This window comes from Microbispora sp. CA-135349 (assembly GCF_050947365.1).
Lineage (GTDB): Bacteria > Actinomycetota > Actinomycetes > Streptosporangiales > Streptosporangiaceae > Microbispora.
This window is the reverse complement of the sequence record NZ_CP192001.1, coordinates 7301502-7318242: the sequence shown is the minus strand read 5'-3', so window position 1 is coordinate 7318242 and position 16741 is coordinate 7301502. Positions and strand designations below refer to the sequence as shown.

Annotated in this window: 15 protein-coding genes; 8 read left to right on the top strand and 7 right to left on the bottom strand. The window is 72.0% G+C overall.

The window, feature by feature from the left end:
- The first annotated feature begins 89 nt into the window (after positions 1 to 89).
- Positions 90 to 548, top strand: a complete 459-nt coding sequence (locus ACQPZZ_RS33705) for a flavin reductase family protein (RefSeq protein ID WP_432934636.1) — start codon at positions 90 to 92, stop codon at positions 546 to 548.
- On the opposite strand, the gene ACQPZZ_RS33700 is transcribed toward ACQPZZ_RS33705, so the two are convergent.
- The 3 genes from ACQPZZ_RS33700 to ACQPZZ_RS33690 form a co-directional block, all read right to left on the bottom strand.
- Positions 541 to 2232, bottom strand: coding sequence for a S49 family peptidase (locus ACQPZZ_RS33700; RefSeq protein ID WP_432925761.1), 1692 nt, complete (start codon positions 2230 to 2232; stop codon positions 541 to 543). The two genes, ACQPZZ_RS33705 and ACQPZZ_RS33700, sit on opposite strands and share 8 nt — an antisense overlap.
- Positions 2233 to 2307: 75 nt before the next feature.
- Positions 2308 to 3918 (bottom strand): glycosyl hydrolase family 18 protein, encoded by a 1611-nt coding sequence (locus tag ACQPZZ_RS33695; protein WP_432925759.1) that lies wholly within the window; start codon positions 3916 to 3918, stop codon positions 2308 to 2310.
- A gap of 318 nt (positions 3919 to 4236) precedes the next feature.
- Positions 4237 to 4728, bottom strand: a complete 492-nt coding sequence (locus ACQPZZ_RS33690) for a winged helix-turn-helix transcriptional regulator (protein WP_139578314.1) — start codon at positions 4726 to 4728, stop codon at positions 4237 to 4239.
- 95 nt (positions 4729 to 4823) lie between these two features.
- On the opposite strand from ACQPZZ_RS33690, the gene ACQPZZ_RS33685 reads away from it, so the two are divergent.
- The 3 genes from ACQPZZ_RS33685 to ACQPZZ_RS33675 all read left to right on the top strand — a co-directional run bounded on the left by ACQPZZ_RS33685 (position 4824) and on the right by ACQPZZ_RS33675 (position 7357).
- Entirely contained in the window at positions 4824 to 5318 is a 495-nt protein-coding gene (locus tag ACQPZZ_RS33685) for a hypothetical protein (protein ID WP_432925757.1), read from the top strand.
- 216 nt (positions 5319 to 5534) lie between these two features.
- Entirely contained in the window at positions 5535 to 6674 is a 1140-nt protein-coding gene (locus ACQPZZ_RS33680; RefSeq protein WP_363643859.1) for a sensor histidine kinase, read from the top strand.
- Positions 6671 to 7357: a response regulator gene (locus tag ACQPZZ_RS33675; protein ID WP_432925754.1), complete on the top strand. Its 687-nt coding sequence runs from the start codon at positions 6671 to 6673 to the stop codon at positions 7355 to 7357. Before ACQPZZ_RS33680 ends, ACQPZZ_RS33675 begins: the two co-directional genes overlap by 4 nt.
- A gap of 29 nt (positions 7358 to 7386) precedes the next feature.
- Here ACQPZZ_RS33675 and ACQPZZ_RS33670 read toward each other — a convergent pair whose 3' ends face one another.
- Positions 7387 to 8322, bottom strand: coding sequence for a LysR family transcriptional regulator (locus ACQPZZ_RS33670; protein WP_432925752.1), 936 nt, complete (start codon positions 8320 to 8322; stop codon positions 7387 to 7389).
- Between the two features lie 134 nt (positions 8323 to 8456).
- Between ACQPZZ_RS33670 and ACQPZZ_RS33665 the strand changes: the two genes are divergently transcribed.
- Positions 8457 to 9725: an MFS transporter gene (locus ACQPZZ_RS33665; RefSeq protein ID WP_432925750.1), complete on the top strand. Its 1269-nt coding sequence runs from the start codon at positions 8457 to 8459 to the stop codon at positions 9723 to 9725.
- A gap of 47 nt (positions 9726 to 9772) precedes the next feature.
- Positions 9773 to 10405: a cysteine hydrolase family protein gene (locus ACQPZZ_RS33660; protein ID WP_432925748.1), complete on the top strand. Its 633-nt coding sequence runs from the start codon at positions 9773 to 9775 to the stop codon at positions 10403 to 10405.
- A gap of 5 nt (positions 10406 to 10410) precedes the next feature.
- Here the strand turns inward: ACQPZZ_RS33660 and ACQPZZ_RS33655 are convergent, their stop codons facing one another.
- Complete coding sequence (locus tag ACQPZZ_RS33655) at positions 10411 to 11124, bottom strand: DUF2306 domain-containing protein (RefSeq protein WP_432925746.1); 714 nt, start codon at positions 11122 to 11124, stop codon at positions 10411 to 10413.
- Between the two features lie 162 nt (positions 11125 to 11286).
- Between ACQPZZ_RS33655 and ACQPZZ_RS33650 the strand changes: the two genes are divergently transcribed.
- Entirely contained in the window at positions 11287 to 12270 is a 984-nt protein-coding gene (locus ACQPZZ_RS33650; RefSeq protein WP_432925744.1) for an NAD(P)-dependent alcohol dehydrogenase, read from the top strand.
- 14 nt (positions 12271 to 12284) lie between these two features.
- Here the strand turns inward: ACQPZZ_RS33650 and ACQPZZ_RS33645 are convergent, their stop codons facing one another.
- Positions 12285 to 13250, bottom strand: coding sequence for a helix-turn-helix transcriptional regulator (locus ACQPZZ_RS33645; RefSeq protein WP_432925742.1), 966 nt, complete (start codon positions 13248 to 13250; stop codon positions 12285 to 12287).
- A 62-nt stretch (positions 13251 to 13312) separates the two neighbouring features.
- Between ACQPZZ_RS33645 and ACQPZZ_RS33640 the strand changes: the two genes are divergently transcribed.
- Positions 13313 to 14467 carry an epoxide hydrolase family protein gene (locus tag ACQPZZ_RS33640; RefSeq protein WP_432925740.1) on the top strand — a complete coding sequence of 385 codons (1155 nt, stop codon included), beginning with the start codon at positions 13313 to 13315 and terminating at the stop codon, positions 14465 to 14467.
- A 50-nt stretch (positions 14468 to 14517) separates the two neighbouring features.
- Here the strand turns inward: ACQPZZ_RS33640 and glgB are convergent, their stop codons facing one another.
- The gene (gene glgB / locus ACQPZZ_RS33635) at positions 14518 to 16737 is read right to left on the bottom strand and encodes a 1,4-alpha-glucan branching protein GlgB (RefSeq protein ID WP_432925738.1); all 2220 of its coding nucleotides are present in this window, start codon (positions 16735 to 16737) and stop codon (positions 14518 to 14520) included.
- Positions 16738 to 16741 lie beyond the last annotated feature (4 nt).

Sequence of the window (16741 nt, the reverse complement as noted above, 5' to 3'; positions counted from 1 at the left end):
TGCGCGTCCCGGTCCCCGGTGGCACAGTCGCACGCCGGAGGGGAAGGAGCCGGGGAGTGGGACCTGGGCAGGGGTTGTTCACCGAGGCCATGGGGCAGGTGGCCGCGGGCGTGGCGGTGGTGACGGTCAAGGACGACCGTGACGACCTGGGCACGACGGTCGCGACCCTGATGTCGGTGTCGCTCGATCCGCCGCTCGTGCTGGTCAGCCTCGACTCGGCCGGATACCTCGCCGAGGTGCTGCTGCGCCGCGACCGCTGGGCCGCGAGCGTGCTGGCGGACGGCCAGCAGGCGGTCGCCTCACGGTTCGCCGCGGCCGGACGGCCCGGCGCCCGGCTCCTGCTGGCCGGGGTCGCCCACCACCGCGGCGCGCACAGCGAGGCGCTGGTCGTGGAGCGGGGGGTGACGGCGATCGAGGCCGAGACGACGCGGGTCGTCCCGGCCGGCGATCACACGTTGTTCATCGGGGAGGTCCTCGGCGTCGACTACGTCGACGCGTCGAAGGCCCCGCTCGTACGGCTGCGCTCCCGCTACCGTCCGGTCATCTGATCGTCCAGTGGCCCGGCAGCACCAGCGGGCCGTACGCCGGGAGACCGAGCTGCCCGGCCATCCGCGCCAGCGGGCCCCACGCCTCCAGGCGCACCCGGGCGAGCGCGGCCGACTTGTCCTCGCTGGACTCCGGCGGGCGCAGCCGCTCCAGCGGGTGCATGCGCGGATAGGTCCGTACGGGGGCGTCGTCGGCCAGCCCGGCCCGGCGGCGGGCCAGGGCGAGGGCGTCCTCCAGGCCGCCGAGCTCGTCGGCGAGACCGGCCGCCTTGGCGTCGGCGCCGGTCCACACCCGGCCCCTGGCCAGCTCGTGCGCCCGATCCTCGGTCAGGCCGCGGCCCTGCGCCACCTTGCCCACGAAGTCGGCGTAGATGCGGTCGAGCCAGGCGTTCACCCGCTGCCACTGGGCGTCGGAGAACGCGGTGGACGGCGAGAACATCCCGGCGTTGGCGCCCTCGGCGACCGACTCGGTCACCACGCCGAGCTTGCCGAGCAGCTCGCCGACGACGGGCTTGCCGCCGAACACGCCGATCGAGCCGGTCAGCGTGCCCGGCTGGGCGACGATGACGTCGGCGGCCATCGACACGAAGTAACCGCCGGAGGCCGCCAGGTCGCCCATCGACACGATGACCGGCTTGCCCGCCCGACGAGCCAGGACGACCTCCCGCCAGATGGCGTCGGAGGCGACGTACGACCCGCCGGGGCTGTCCACGCGGAACACGATGGCCTTGACCTTCTCGTCCCGCCTGGCCGAGCGCAGGGCGGCGCAGATGGTGTCGGAGCCCATGGCGCCCCCGCCGCCGAGCGGCGAGCGGCCGCTGCGGCCGAGGCGGATCATGCCGTCGCCGTGGACCAGGGCGACCGTGTCGGTCCCCGGGCGGGGGAGCTTGCCGGACAGCACGCTCTTGGCGTACCGCGACACGTAGAGCAGGTGCGCGCCGTCGTCGACGGTTTCGGCGTAGACCTCGTCGCGATATTTCAGCGCGTCCACCAGCCCGGCCTCGACGGCCTCCGTGCCGATGAACGGGCCCTGGTCGATCAGCTCGCGCACCCGCTTCGGGTCGAGCCGGCGCGCCTCGGCGATGCCGGCGACGATCTGCTCGGTGATCGACTCGGCGATGCGCCCGGCCGACTCGCGGTGGGCGTCGGTCATGTGGTTCTGGGTGAACGTGTTGGCCGCGGTCTTGTACTCGTGCCGCTGGCCGAGCTGGTATTCCACCCCCGCCTTGGCGAGCGCGTCACGCAGGAACCGCTGCTCCAGCGCCACGCCGGTCAGACCCACGTCGCCGGAGGGCTGGAGGTAGACCCGCTCGAAGGCGCTCGCCAGGTAGTAGGGGACGGTGCCCGCGCCGAACTCGCCGTACGTCTCGGCGAACGCGACGGTCCGCTTGCCGGCGGCGCGCAGCTTGAGCACGGCCGTGCGCAGCTCCTGCACCATGCCGAGGCCGAGGGGGTTGCCGCCGATCTTGACGATCAGCGCGGTGACGCGCGGGTCCTTACGGGCGCGGCGCAGACCCGAAAGCACGTCGGTGAGGCGTGTCTTGCGCATGGACAGCAGAGCGGTGACCGGGTCGGCGGGCGGGCCTTCCGACAGCCCTTCGGTCAGATCCAGTTCCAGCACGAGCGGCGCCGTACGGCGCTGCCGCAGCTTGCCGACGGTCTCTACGATCGTCCTCGTCGCGTCCATAAATGCCACCATAAGCGACGGTTTAGCCGGAATGGCCCGGATGAGGCCCCCGCAGGCGCGGGGGCCGGTGACCGTTTACTTGAGACCGCTCGACATCGCGGTGATCAGTTCGCCGTTGGCGGTGTCGCCGCTGAACTCCCAGAAGAAGGCCCCGCCGAGACCCTGGTTCTTGGCGTAGGTCATCTTGCCGCCGATCGTGGCGGGGGTGTCGTAGCTCCACCAGTTCGAGCCGCACTTGGCGTAGGCCGTGCCGGCGACGGCGCCGGTGGCCGGGCAGCTGTTCTTGAGGACCTTGTAGTCCTCGATGCCCGCCTCGTACGTGCCGGGGGCGGCGCCGGTGGCGGTGCCTCCGGGAGCGGCCTGGGTGACGCCGGTCCAGCCGCGGCCGTAGAAGCCGATGCCGAGCAGCAGCTTGCTCGTCGGCACGCCCTTGCTCTTGAGCTTCTGGATGGCCGCGTCGGAGTAGAACCCGGCGGTGGGGATGCCGGAGTAGGAGGTGAGCGGCGAGTGCGGGGCCGTCGGGCCCTGCGCGGCGAAGGCGCCGAAGTAGTCGTAGGTCATCACGTTGTACCAGTCGACGTACTGCGCCGCGCCGGCGTAGTCGGCGGCGTCGATCTTGCCACCGTTCGTGCCGTCCGCGGTGATCGCGGCGGTGACGAGGTAGCTGGGCCCGAACTTGGCCCGCAGGGCCGCCATCAGGTTCTTGAACGCCGCCGCGCCGCTGGTGTCACAGCTCAGGCCGCAGGCGTTCGGGTACTCCCAGTCGATGTCGATGCCGTCGAACACATCGGCCCAGCGCGGGTCCTTCAGCAGGGTGTAGCAGGAGTTGGCGAAGGCGGTGGGGTTGGCGGCCGCCTGGCCGAAGCCGCCGGACCAGGTCCAGCCGCCGAAGGAGTAGAGCACCTTGATGTGCGGATACTGCGCCTTCAGCTTGCGCAGCTGGTTGAACGCGCCCCGCAGCGCGCCGTTGTCCCAGGTGTCGGCCTTGCCGTCCACGCTGTTGGCCGTCGTGTAGGCCATGTCGTAGTCGGCGTAGGAGTCGCCGATCGCGCACTGGCCGTTGGTCACGTTGCCGAAGGCGTAGTTGATGTGGGTGAGCTTGGCGGCCGAGCCGCTGCTCACGATGTTCTTCACGAAGTACTGCCGGCCGTACACGCCCCAGTCGGTGAAGTAGCCGAGCACCTTCTTGCCGCCGGGCGGCGGAGGCGTGGGGGATGCGCTCGGCGACGCGGAGGGCGACGCGGACGGGCTGGCACTGGGGCTCGTGCTGGGGCCGGCCGAGGGGGAGCTGCCGGGCCCGCCGGCGCAGGGCGCGCCGTTCAGCGTGCAGTGCAGCGGCGTCGAGCCGCCGGGAGCGCCGATGAAGCCGAAGCTCGCCGAGGCGCCCGCCGCGAGCCCGCCGCTCCAGGAGGGGTTCTTGAACGTGTAGTGGTCGCCGCTCTTGGTCATGGTGGCGTCCCAGGCCGAGCTGATCGTCGCGCCGGAGGGCATGTCGACCTCGACGGTCCAGCTCGGCAGGGCGTCGGACCCGGCCTTGACGGTGAACTTGCCCTGGAAGCCGGAGCCCCAGTCGGAGTCGACGGTGTACGTGGCGGTGGCGGGGGTGGCGGCGGAGGCGGTCCCGAGCGCGAGCGGCGCGAGTAACGCGGCGCCCGCGATCAGGGACCCGAGGAGGATCTTTCGCATCGGAAACTCCCGGTGGGGGGTGTATGAATAGGAAAGTTTCCTATTTATTGTCAGAGTAAGCAAAGGCCGCGAGGGGGTCAACGCCCTCCTGACCCGCTAACCGTCGTTTAAGCCTCCGCTAAGGTCGCGGCGCCGTCCTCGGTGATGACCGGGCCTGCCCTGGTGCCGCGACCGACAGGATTCGCCCGGGGCGAAGATCGGCGAGAGGGGCACCAGCGTGCCGCGGTATCCAACGTTTGCCCCATGGCCCAGGCGTCGGCCCCACTGCTTGGATCATGCTTCTCGCGATATGAGCTGCTCAGTACGATCCTGGGGATCTCAGGAGCTTTCCACGAAGCGCGCGCCCGGCCCGGGCGTGCGGCAGACGTCTTCCGGGGCGAGGTGGCTGTGCCCCGCAGCGCACTCGAGGACGACCTTGACCGGCTCGTCGCAGGAGCTCGCATCGTCGACGGGCCGGTGCCGGACGATGACCGACGGGCCCTGCGGGTCGGCGAGATACGTGTCGCCCCATTCCAGGAGCGCCACGAGCGTGGGCCGCAACGCCCGGCCCTGCTCGGTGAGCTCGTAGGCGAAGCGCTGCCGATCCCCAGGCTCCTGATAGGGCACGCGGCGCATCACTCCCGCGGTCACCAAGGTCTCGAGCCGAGTCGCCAGGAGATTCCTGGCGATCCCGAGGCGGGAGTGGAACTCTCCGAACCGGCGCGCGCCGTCCAGTGCTTCACGAACGATCAGCAGCGACCAGCGCTCCCCCACCACCGAGAGGGCGCGCGCCACCGAGCAGTTCACCGGGTCGATTCGCCGCGTCTCCATGGGACGAGTGTACCCATCTGGGTTTACAAGCTGTACTCAGCCGTCGTAGGCTCCCAGCCTGAGTTGAAGAACTAAACTCATAAAGGAGATCGACCATGCCCATGCTCGACGTTTACATTCCCGAGGGCGCGCTCCAGCCGGACGCCGAGGCGGCCCTGCTGAACCGCATCACCGAGATCCTCGTCCGCAACGAGGGATTCGACCCCGCCGACCCGGTGAGCCGTTCCGTCTCCTGGCTCTGGCTGCACCGACCGGCCGGCGTCTACGTCGGCGGAGAACCCGCGGACGCACCTCGTTACAAGGTCGTCCCGTCCGTCCCCGAGGGCCAGCTCGACGAGCAGAAGCGTGCGAGCGTCATCGCCGAGGTCACCGAGGCGATCCTCGACGCGGAGAACGGCGCCTGGCCGCGTGACGCCAGCCGGATCTGGGTATTCCCCACCGAGATCCCCGAGGGTCACTGGGGCGGCTGGGGCAAGATCAGGCCGCTCGCAACGATCCTCGCCCGACTCACCGGCGACACCGAACGGGCCCGTACGCTCGCGCGTGAGCGGATCGCTGCCACCCGAGCCGAACACGCCCGCCTGCCCTGATGAGCGGCGAACGAAGTGGGGATCGATGCGGCCGGTGACACAGTCGTTAGGATCAGCCCGATTCAGGCGACGTTGGCCTTGGCTACGACTGTCACCGCACCCGGACTCGTCGTCGCCGGCGACAAGGACGAACTCCCGCTCTCCACCCGGGGACCGGACGTTTCTCAGCCGCGGTGCCTGTTCTGCTTCCCACGTCCGCTCTCGTACCATGAGGCGGTGCACGGCTTCATCCGCTCCGTGTGGCACGAGCCCCGTCCTCCCGATCCCCCCGTACGCGTGTGGCGGGACTGGGTGCTCGCCGGGGTGCTCGTGCCGCTCGCGATACTCGAAGGAGTGCTGCGGCCGGATCTTCCGTGGCGGCCGCTGGCGGTGGCCGTCACCGTCGGACTGGTGCCCACCCTCCTGTGGCGGCGGACCCGTCCCCTGGCGATGCTCGCGATCTGCTTCGTCGCCGCGCATGCGATCCCGATCCTCGTGACCGGCGCGACCCTCGACGTGTACACGCTGGGATACCTGCTGATCCTGCCGTACGCGGTGTTCCGGTGGGGGTCGGGCAGGGAGATCGTGACCGGTCTCGGAATCATGATCGCCTCCGCCGGTCTGTCCGCGCTCGTCGACCACGCCGCTCTCGCCGACGTGGTCGGGCCGTTCGCCGTCCTGCTCGCGACCACCAGCCTGGGCGGCGCATTCCGCTACCGGGCCGGGGCGAGAATGCGCGAGCTGGACCAGGTCAAGCTGCTGATGCGCGAGCAGCTCGCCCGCGACCTGCACGACACGGTCGCGCACCATGTCTCCGCGATGGCGATCCGCGCACAGGCGGGGCTCGCCACGGCGGCGGCGCGGCCGGACGCCGCGACCGATGCCCTCCGCGTGATCGAGGCCGAGGCGGCACGGGCCCTCGACGAGATGCGCGCCATCGTCCGCGTCCTGCGGCGCGACCGGCCGGCGGAGCTGACCCCTGGCCTGCGCATCGCCGAACTCGAACGGCTCGCGAGCCGGGGCGGCTCCCACCACCCGGCGGTCGAGGTGGAGATATCCGGTGACTTGGACGATCTGTCGCCGTCGGTCGAGTCCGCGGTCTACCGCATCGCCCAGGAGGCGGTGACCAACGCCGTACGGCACGCGCGCCGTGCCACCAGGGTCGAGGTGCGCGTCGCCGCCGACGAGGCGGCGGTGCGCCTGTGCGTGCGTGACGACGGCGACGGGGGCTCCACCCGCCCGGCCGCGTCGCCGGGATACGGGATCATCGGCATGAGCGAGCGCGCGAGCCTGCTCGGCGGCACGTGCGTGGCCGGCCCGGACCGCGATCGGGGGTGGACGGTGACCGCGGTGCTTCCCCGGGCCGGGGTCGCATGAGCGAGCGGAGCGAGCGAGCCGGTGGGCACGGCGTCCGGGTGCTGATCGCCGACGATCAGGAGATCGTCCGCACCGGGCTCTCGATGATCCTCGACGCCCAGCCGGGCATCGAGGTCGTCGCCACGGCCGCCGACGGGCGGCGGGCCGTCGAGCTCGCCCGGCGCCTGCGCCCCGACGTGTGCCTGTTCGACATCCGCATGCCCGGGACCGACGGCATCGAGGCGACCAGGTCCCTCGCAGGACCGGACGTCGCCGACCCCCTCGCCGTCGTCGTCATCACCACGTTCGACCTCGACGAGTACGTCTATGCGGCGTTGCAGGCCGGGGCCCGGGGTTTCCTGTTGAAGAACGCCGGGGCCGACATGCTCGCGCAGGCCGTGCACGCCGCCGCCGCGGGCGACGCGCTCATCGCCCCGAGCATCACCGCGCGGCTGCTCGGCGCCTTCGCCCGGACCGGTCCCGCCGCGCAGGCCGTGCGGCCCATCGAGGAGCTCACGCACCGGGAGGAGCAGATCCTCGCCGCCGTGGCGCGCGGCCGGACCAACGGCGAGATCTCCGCCGAGCTGCACATCTCGCTCAGCACGGTCAAGACCCACGTCGCCAGCCTGATGGCCAAGCTCGGCGCCCGCAACCGCGTGGAGATCGCCATCTGGGCCTACGAGACCGGCCGCGTCAGGAGCTGACCGCGGTCCGGCCCGCCGAGGCGGCGCGTTCAGCGTGCGATCGCCCAGTCCGGCGCCCAGGTCCCGGCGGTGTCGTGGCCGGCCGCCGTGGCGGCGAGGTGGGCGCGGAGGGTGGCCAGCGCGGGGTGGGGGTTGTCGCGGTGCCACAGGAGCGAGTGCGGGTAGACGGGCGTCGGGTCGGTCACCGGGATGCGGCGCAGGCCGTGGCCGGCGGGCCAGACGAGGCGGGTGTGCCCGCCCATGAAGGTGGCCAGGGCCGGGGTGTCGGCGATGGTGTCGAGGAGCGCGTCGGAGCCGAAGTTGGGGCCGGTCGCCTCGATGGTGAGGCCGAACTCGGCGACGAGGTCGTCGTAGTAGGCGGTCCACTCGGTGCCGGGGGTCAGGCCGGGCATCCAGATCCGGTGCCCGGCGAGCTGGGCGACTGTCACCGACCGGGCGCCGGCCAGCGCGTGGGCGGGGCCGATGAGGAGCTGGAGCGGCTCGTCGAGCACCCGGACGGACTCGATCTCCTCGGGGAGGGGCCGGCCGGGCATGGCGACGGCACGGAAGGACGCGTCGATCGCACCGGACCGGATGGCGGCGACGGCCTTCTCGATGTCGAACAGCATCACCACGTCGAGGTCGATCTCGGGGTGCGCGCGGTGGAAGCCGCGCATCAGGCCCGAGGCCGCGCTGCGGGAGGTGAGCATGTCGACGCGCAGCGGACGGCGGCCGGCGCGCACGGACGCGACAGCCCGGTCGGCGGCGCGCAGCAGCTCCTTGGCGTGGGGCAGGAACGCCTGCCCGTCGATGGTGAGCTCGGCGCCGCGCGGCGTGCGGGTGAACAGCCGCACGCCGAGGTCGCGCTCCAGCGCGGCGATGCGCTTGGAGACGGCCTGTTGCGTGACCGCCAGCTCCGCGGCGGCCTCCTGGAACTGTCCGGCGTCGGCGGCGGCGACGAAGGTCCGGACGGTGTCGAGGTCCATGCGGACACCTTACGGATACAACCATCGGTTGTGGCCGGGCGGCCTCGTGGTTGTTTGATCTGCGGCCATGGTGCTCGCTTTGATGCTTCCGATCGCGGATCGGTTGTATGGGCGAGTGGCGAGGGGCGAGCGACGTGAGGAACGGGCACCGGTTGGGGCGGCGGTTCGGATGGCTCTGGGCGGCGTACGGGACCAGCGCGCTCGGCACGTGGCTCGCCTTCGGCGCGTTCCCGCTGATCGCGGTCCAGGTGCTGCACGCCGGGCCGGCGCAGGTCGCGGCGTTGGCCTCCGTGGGGGCCGCGGTGGGCGCGGCCGTGGCGGTGCCGCTGGGCCCGTGGGTGGAGTTCCGCCGCAAGCGGCCGGTGCTGATCGGGACGGACCTGGTGCGCTTCGCGGCGCTGCTGACGATCCCCGCCGCGTTCGCGCTCGGCGTGCTCTCCTTCGTCCAGCTCCTGCTGGTCTCGGTCGTCGTCGCCGCGGCAGACATCACCTTCCGCGCGGCCTCCGGCGCGTACCTGAAGGCGCTGCTGCCGGCCGAGCACCTGCTCGTCGCCAACGCCCGATTCGAGTCCACGACCTGGACGACCACGATCGTCGGGCCGCCGCTGGGCGGCGCCGCGATCGGGCTCCTCGGCCCGGTGGCGACGGTGGTGGCCGACGCGGTCAGCTACCTGCTCTCGGCCCTGGGCATCCGCGCGACGGGCGGCGGGGAACCGCGGCCCGAGCGCGGGCAGGCCGCGCGCGTGCGGGCCGGGGACCTGCTCGACGGCTGGCGGTACATCCTCGCCGACGCGACGCTGCGTCCGCTGTTCTTCAACACCGCCGTGTTCAACGGCCTGGTGATGGCCGCCGACGCGCTGCTGGCCGTCCTGATGCTCGGCCGGCTCGGGTTCGCTCCGTGGCAGTACGGCCTCGCCTTCGCCGCGCCCGCGATCGGCGGCCTGCTGGGTTCACGGCTGGCCCGGCCGCTCGTCACCCGGTTCGGGCAGCACCGGGTCCTGGTCGTGTCCGGGGCGTTGCGCGCGATCTGGCTCGTCGGCCTGGCCTTCGTGGGGCCGGGCACCGGTGGGCTGTTGCTGGTGATGGCCGTCGAGCTCGGGCTCATCTTCTGCTGCGGCGTCTTCAACCCCGTCTGCGCGACCTACCGCCTCGAACGCACCGCGACCGGCCGGGTGGCCCGCACGCTGTCCGCCTGGACGGTGACGACCAAGGCCTCGACCGCGCTCCTGACGGCCGTCTGGGGTGTGCTGGGCGGCCTGCTCGGCCCGCGCACCGCCATCGGCCTGGCCGGTGTGCTCCTGCTGGCGACCCCGCTGCTGCTTCCCCGACGCGCCGCGGCGACCCCCGCTCAGCCCCCTGCCGGGCCCCCCGCCGAGCCGGAGCCCACACCGAGCCGCGCCTGACGGGCCGCCACCGCCGTCACCGCGATTTCCTCACCCAAGGAGAGAAGATGACCGTCACGACCCCGGCGCTGGACTCCCGGACGGCCGCACTGCTCGTCATGGATTACCAGCCGGCGATCCTGGCCTCGCTCCCCGGCCCGGCCGACCCGGAAGCGCTGCTGTCACGGGTGGCCGGCGCCATCGCCGACATGCGCGCGCACGGCGCGGCCGTCGCCTACGTGCGCGTCGGATTCACCGAAGCCGACTGGGCGGCGATCCCGCCGGCCAACAGGACGTTCTCCTTCCTCGGCCGGCAGCGCCTCATGCACCACGCGGATCCCGCGACGGAAATCCACCATCGGCTCGCTCCCGAGCCCGGCGACATCGTCGTCCGCAAGACCCGCTTCGGCGCGTTCTCCACGACGGATCTGGACCGGCGGCTGCGGGATCGCGGAATCACCACCCTGGTCGTCGCCGGCGTCACCACCAGCGGCGCCGTGCTGTCCACCGTCACCGACGCCGCCGACCGCGACTACCGGCTCCACATCCTGTCCGACGGCGTCGCCGACCCGGACCCGCAGGCCCACCAGGCCCTGATGACCGGCGTCTTCCCGAGGCTGGCCCACATCGTCGACACCGCGGAGCTGCGCGCGCTCCTGCACCAGGGTCATCCCGATCGGGCGGAGACCGGCGGGGCATGAGCCGCTCACTTCGCCCCTCGGGACGATGCCGGCACTCGGGCGCCTCTGCGGACGACCCACTCCGCGACGGCGATGTTGATCAGCCATCCCGCGCCCAGCAGCAGCGCCCGGGGGAGCGGACCGGGCTGACCGGCCACCACGACCCAGGGCACGGTGGTCAGCACCTGGGTGCCCGCGCCCATGCCGATCGCGTAGCCGCGCGTCATCCAGGCGCGATGGCGGGCGATGTCCCGTCGCCGGATCGCCGCGAAGCCGAGGACGACGGACACGAGCATGGCCGTGCCGAACACCAGCCGCATGCCGGTCAGGAGGGCGTGGTCGGCCGGTGGGTGGGGATAGAACACCGTCATCCACAGCCCCGACAGCGCCGTGACGATCCCGGACGGAACCAGCACCCGGCCCAGGACGCGATGCAGGCGCGGCGCGCGGCGGCGGAGCCCGGCGGCGAACTGCAGGGCTCCCAGGACGCTGAACAGGGTGACGGCGACGATGTGCGCGACCACGGGAACGGGTGAGGCGAAAAACCGGGCGCTGTCCGCGGTGACCGGTCCTCCGCCGGTCAGTTGGGACAGCCGGGCGGCGCCGGCGATCATGGGGACGGCGCTGAGCACGATCAGCGCGGCGGGCACGAGCCACCCCGCCCCGCGGTTCCCGCCCGATCGGCCGTTTTCCTTCACCCGGCCGTGTGCGAGCCTGGGCCGTTCCATCGATTCGGTCATGTGCCGATCCTGGGCCGCGAAAGGGACGTGGTTCATCGGTGGAACGGCCGGATCCGTGCCGCCCGATCGGCTGCCGATCGGGCGTACTTTCGGCCGATACGCCCGGCACGCGGCGCTTCTTACGCTGACCTTCCCCACTGCCAAGGTGACGAGGAGAACGCGATGAAGGCGTACGTCCTGCGCTCGTACGGCCCGCCCGACGTCCTGGAGCTCACCGACGTCGGCACGCCCGTGCCCGGCCCCGGCGAGGTGCTGGTCCGGGTGCGCGCCACCTCCGTCCAGCCGTACGACTGGCACCACATGAGAGGCGAGCCGTACGTCGCGCGCCTGATGGGCGGCACGCTCGGCCCGAGACGGCCGCGGATCGGCGTCCTGGGCGCCGACGTGGCGGGAGAGGTCGAGGCGGTCGGCGCCGGCGTCACCGCGTTCCGCCCCGGCGACGAGGTGTTCGCACTGCTCACGCAGGGCGGCTTCGCCGAGTACGTGTGCGTGCGGGAGGGCGCACTGGCCAGGAAACCGGAGAACCTGTCGTTCGAGCAGGCGGCGGCGGTGCCGATGGCGGCCGTCACCGCACTGATCGCGCTCGACCAGGGACGGGTCCAGGCGGGGCACGCGGTTCTCGTGAACGGAGCCTCGGGCGGCGTGGGGACCTTCGCCGTGCAGCTCGCCAAGGCGTTCGGCGCCGAGGTCACCGCAGTGTGCAGCGGCCGGAACGGGGACCTGGTGCGGTCGATCGGCGCCGACGAGGTCGTCGACTACACGAAGGAGGACTTCACCCGGCGCGGGCGGCGCCACGACCTGCTGCTCGACATCGCGGGCACCCGCGCGCTGCGGGCCTGCGCGCGGGTGCTGAAGCCCCGGGGGACGCACCTCGTCGTCGGCGGGCCGGCCGGACGATGGCTGCAGCCCGTCGGTCACATCATCGCGACGCTCGCGGTGTCGCCGTTCGTGTCCCAGCGTGTGGTCGTGACCCAGGTGTCCTACGGCGAGAAGGTCCGGGGCGACCTGATGCGGCTGACCGACCTCATCGAGGACGGCAAGGTCACTCCGGTGATCGACCGCGGTTATCCGTTCGACGAGATCCCGGCGGCCATCGCCCATGTGGAACAGGGGCACGCCCGCGGGAAGGTCGTCATCACGGTCTGACCGATAGGCGGTGGCTAGGCTTCGGCCGCCGTACGCAGCCGGTCGGCCAGGTCGCGCAGGACCGGGATCAGCTCGGGCGGGTCCAGCACCCGGAACGGGAATCCCTTGGCCGCGACGTGCAGGGCCAGCGTCTCCAGCGAGTCGGAGCCCGTGTGGAACAGGCAGGTGTCGGCTCCGTGCGCCTCCAGCCGACCGGCCGTGGGGGAGGAGCGCCGGGCCACCGCCTCGATCGGGGCCTCGAACAGGATCCGGGCCCGGTAGCGGTAGGGCGCCGACGAGATCGCCTGGGAGACGTAGGCAGCCACGTCGCCGGAGGGAGGCGTACGCGGGGTGAACCGGGCGCCGGGCGGGTCCACGGGTCCCTGGATCCGGTCGGCCCGGAAGGTCCGCCAGTCATCGCGGTCCACGTCCCACGCCAGCAGATACCACCGGCGGTGCGTGTGAGCCAGCCGGTGGGGCTCGACGGTACGGACCGCCGGGCCGTCCCGTCCCGGGTACCGCAGCCGCAGCCGCCGGTGGTCCCGGCAGGCCGCCGCGAGCGCGGTCAGCAGGCCGGGGTCGACCGCCTCGCCGGCCGGCGCCGGCCCGGTCAGCGGCACGGCCGCCGCTCGGAACGCGGTCACCCGGTGCCGGAGGCGGGCCGGGAGCATCTGCTCGAGCTTGGTCAGCGCCCGCACCGAGCTCTCCTCCAGCCCGGCCACGCTGCCGGTCGCCGCCGCGTGCAGCCCGATCGCGACCGCCACCGCCTCCTCGTCGTCGAGCAGCAGCGGTGGCAGCGCCGTGCCGGCGCCGAGCCGGTAACCGCCCGCGACTCCCGGGGTCGCGTCCACCGGATAACCGAGGTCGCGCAATCGGTCGATGTCGCGCCGCACCGTACGCAGGCCCACGCCGAGCCGTCCGGCCAGGTCGGCGCCCCGCCAGTCGCCGCGCGACTGGAGCAGCGAGAGCAGCCGGAGCAAACGTGCCGAGGTTTCCAGCATGACCGCAATTGTGCCCGCCATTGGTGACCGAGCCTGACACCGATCGTTCCTACGGTGATCTCATGACGAACACCGAGATCCGTCCGTTCCGCATCGAGATCCCCCAGGCCGACGTCGAGGACCTGCGCGATCGGCTGGCCCGCACCCGCTGGGCCCCCGAGCTGCCGGAGACCGGCTGGGAGCGCGGCGTGCCGACCGGCTACCTGCGCGACCTGGCGGCGTATTGGGCGGAGAAGTACGACTGGCGGGCGCACGAGGCGGCGATCAACGCCCATCAGCAGTTCACGACCACGATCGACGGCATCGACCTGCACTTCCTGCACGTCCGCTCGGCCGTGCCGGACGCCACGCCGCTGCTGCTGCTCCACGGCTGGCCCGGTTCGATCGTGGAGTTCCTCGACGTGATCGGCCCGCTCACCGACCCCGTGGCGCACGGTGGCGACCCCGCCGACGCCTTCCACGTGGTGATCCCGTCGCTTCCCGGGTACGGCTTCTCCGGCCAGCTGCCCGCTGTCGGCTGGACCGACGGACGGGCCGCCGCGGCGTTGACTGAGCTGATGGACCGGCTCGGCTACGAGCGGTACGGCGTGCAGGGCGGCGACGTGAGCGCCTTCATCGCCCCGCTGATCGGCCGGGCGGCGCCCGACCGGGTCATCGGGGTCCACCTCAACGCGCTGGTCACCTTCCCGACCGGGATGCCGGCCGACATGGCCGCGCTGACCGAGGCCGAACAGGAGCGGCTGAGGCGGATGAAGGACTGGCAGGACCGGTCGAGCGCGTACATGCAGATTCAGGGCACCCGGCCGCAGACGATCGCGCACGCCCTGCACGACTCCCCGGCCGGCCAGCTCGCCTGGATCGTGGAGAAGTTCCAGGAGTGGACCGACCCGGCCGCCGATCTGCCCGAAGACGCCGTGGACCGCGACCGGATCCTCACCGACGTCAGCCTCTACTGGTACACCGGCACCGCGGGCTCGGCCGCGCACACCTACTTCGAGCGGTTCAACGACCCGTCCATGTGGGTGCCGCGCGAGCGATCGAGCGTGCCGACGGCCGTGGCGGTCTTCCCCACGGACTTGGCCATCCGTGGGTTCGCCGAAAAGACGCACACCATCGTGCGCTGGACCGAGTTCGACCGGGGCGGCCACTTCCCCGCCCTGGAGGCGCCAGGCCTGCTCGTGGAGGACCTGCGGGAGTTCTTCCGCGGCCGCGCCTGAGCGGCTCCGCCCGACCGGGGTCCGCGCCGCGGACCCCGGTCGTGAGGGGCTCAGGATTCGGCGATCAGGCCATCGGGTTCCCCGGCCGTCGTCTCGGCGCGCTCGTCCATCTCGGCGCTCACGGCCGTGGGACTCTCCACCGGCCGCAGCCACACCACGCCGAGCGGCGGCACGCGCAGGCGTGCCGAGCAGGGCAGTCCGTGCCGCGGCTCCTCGGCCGCCTCGACCGCGCCCATGTTGCCGGTGCCGCTGCCGGCGTACTCGTACGCGTCGGTGTTGAGGACCTCCTCCCACCGCCCGGGAGTGGGCAGGCCGAGGTGGTAGTCCTCGTGCGGGGCGCCGGAGAAGTTGGCGACGCAGGCCAGCACCGAGCCGTCCGTGCCGTACCGCAGGAACGACAGCACGTTGCCCGAGGCGTCGTCGGCGTCGATCCAGCGGAAGCCCTCGTGGGTGTTGTCGCGGGAGTACAGCGCGGGCGACTCCCGGTAGACCCGGTTGAGGTCCCTGACCAGGCGTTGCACGCCACGGTGGTAGTCGAAGTCCAGCACCCACCAGTCGAGGCCCTTGGCCTCCGACCACTCGGCGCCCTGGCCGAACTCGCCGCCCATGAACAGCAGCTGCTTGCCGGGATGGGCCCACATGAAGCCGTACAACGCGCGCAGGTTGGCGAAGCGCTGCCACTCGTCGCCCGGCATCTTGCCCAGCAGCGACCCCTTGAGGTGGACGACCTCGTCGTGCGACAGCGGCAGCACGAAGTTCTCGGAGAAGGCGTACATCAGGGAGAACGTCATCTGGTGGTGGTGATACTGCCGGTAGATCGGCTCGCGCGACATGTAGCTGAGCGAGTCGTGCATCCAGCCCATGTTCCACTTGAAGCCGAAGCCGAGCCCGCCGAGGTAGGCCGGCCGAGACACGCCGGGCCAGGCGGTCGACTCCTCCGCGATCGTGACGATCCCCGGCTCCTCGCGGTAGACGACGGCGTTCATCTCCTTGAGGAACTCGATCGCGTCGAGGTTCTCCCTGCCGCCGTACACGTTGGGCGTCCACTCGCCCTCACGGCGGGAGTAGTCGAGATAGAGCATCGAGGCCACCGCGTCCACCCGCAGGCCGTCGATGTGGAACTCCTTGAGCCAGTAGAGCGCGTTGGCCACGAGGAAGTTGCGCACCTCGTTGCGGCCGAAGTCGAAGACGTACGTGCCCCAGTCGGGGTGCATGCCGCGGGCGGGGTCGGCGTGCTCGTAGAGCGGCGTGCCGTCGAAGCGGGCCAGCGCCCACTCGTCCATCGGGAAGTGCGCGGGCACCCAGTCGACGATCACGCCGATGCCGGCCCGGTGCAGCTCGTCGATCAGGTGGCGGAAGTCGTCGGGGGAGCCGAAGCGCGAGGTGGGGGCGTAGTAGGAGGTCACCTGGTAGCCCCACGAGCCGCCGAAGGGGTGCTCGGCGACCGGCATGAACTCCACGTGCGTGAAGCCCATGTCCTTGACGTAGCCGACCAGCTCGCGGGCGAGCTCCCGGTAGGACAGGCCGGGCCGCCACGAGCCCAGGTGCACCTCGTAGGTGCTCATCGGCTCGGCGAGGGCGTCGCGTGACGGCCTGCCGGCCATCCACTCCCCGTCGCGCCACTCGTACGCGGACTTCTCGACGATGCTGGCGGTCGCCGGGGGGATCTCGGTGCGGCGGGCCATCGGGTCGGCCTTCTCCCGCCAGATGCCGTCGAGGCCGAGGATCTGGAACTTGTACCGCATGCCCTCGCCGATGTCCGGGAGGAACAGTTCCCAGACTCCCGACCGGCCGAGTGAGCGCATGGGATGGGCGGCGCCGTTCCAGTGGTTGAAGTCGCCGATCACCCGCACGCCCTGGGCGTTCGGCGCCCACACCGAGAAGGCCGTCCCGTCCACGTCCTCGTGGCGGACGACCCGCGCCCCGAGCACCTCCCACAGCCGCTCGTGCCGTCCCTCACCGATCAGGTGGAGGTCCAGCTCGCCCAGCGTCGGCCAGTGCCGGTACGGATCGTCCGTCTCGTACGGCGGGGCGTCGGGATAGGTGATGCGCAGGCGATAGTCGGGGACCTTGTCGAGGCCGGGCAGCGTCACCTCGAAGACTCCGAAGTCGAGGTGACTCATCTCGTGGGCCGAGCCGTCGGCCAGCACCTCGACCTTCTCCGCGAAAGGGCGCAGGGCCCTGATCGTGACACCGTCGGGCCCGGGATGGGCACCCAATATGGAGTGGGGGTCGTGGTGCGCGCCCCCCGCCAGCCGATCCAAATCCATGTCG